This is a genomic window from Neobacillus drentensis (assembly GCF_036965425.1).
GTDB classification, from domain to species: Bacteria; Bacillota; Bacilli; order Bacillales; family Cytobacillaceae; genus Neobacillus; species Neobacillus drentensis_F.
The window spans coordinates 1-808 of the sequence record NZ_JBALPP010000105.1; the positions used below are offsets into that span (position 1 = coordinate 1).

The 808-nt window shown below is 35.9% G+C and carries 2 protein-coding genes (1 of these 2 cut by a window edge); both read left to right on the top strand.

Going from position 1 to position 808, the window contains the following annotated elements:
• A partial coding sequence (locus tag V7161_RS22610) for a hypothetical protein (RefSeq protein ID WP_335715103.1) occupies window positions 1-194 on the top strand: 194 nt, incomplete at its 5' end.
• A gap of 224 nt (window positions 195-418) precedes the next feature.
• Window positions 419-808: the start of an arsenic transporter gene (locus V7161_RS22615; RefSeq protein ID WP_335715104.1), read on the top strand. 954 nt of this gene lie beyond the right edge of the window; the window shows 390 of its 1,344 coding nt (coding positions 1-390); the start codon lies at window positions 419-421; the stop codon falls past the right edge of the window.

An 808-nucleotide genomic window follows, 5' to 3' on the forward strand; every position in this document is an offset into this window, starting at 1 on the left:
TGGCAGCAGGGGTTCCGGCAGCCGAGGTTCTGGCAGCAGGGGTTCTGGCAGCTAAAAGAGCATCAAGTACTAATGGAAAATGTCAAAATTCAATTTCAAATGCCATAAAAGTTGACACCGATACTGATCATCAGTATCGGTTATTTATGTGTATTAAATTGCATTCATTAAAGAAAGGAATTTTGACCCGATAAATGGTACATAAGCCTAGTAATCTACCATAGTGATATCCGCCTATATAGAAAAAAATAGGTACAAATCTATATGAATTTTTATAGATTAATGCTGATTTATACCATATCCGAGATATTCGTTTAGGTCAAGCCTCACAATGGGGACGTACAATAAAGCAAAGGACAAGAAATGAAGAAACGGAAAATTAAGATCAAAACTCTTTGAAGGGAGTAAATTAATTTTTATGTACCATCAATCGACGGTTCTCATTACCATATTTGCTTTTATACTAACAATGGTTATGATCTTTATCCGTCCAAAAAACATGAACGAAGCAATTCCGGCAGCGATAGGAGCCATCCTTGTTTTTTTAAGTGGAAGCGTTTCGACAGGAGATTTACTAGATATCAGCTCCAAGGTAACCGGAGCAGCGATTACCATTATCGCGACTATTGTCATGGCAATTGTACTTGAAAGCTTTGGCTTTTTTAACTGGACTGCAGCTCTTATGTTGAAATTATCAAAAGGGAAAGGTATTCGCTTATATTGGTTTACCTTACTGCTCTGTTTTCTAATGACGCTTTTCTTTAATAATGATGGCAGTATATTAATAACAACACCAATATTAATTTTA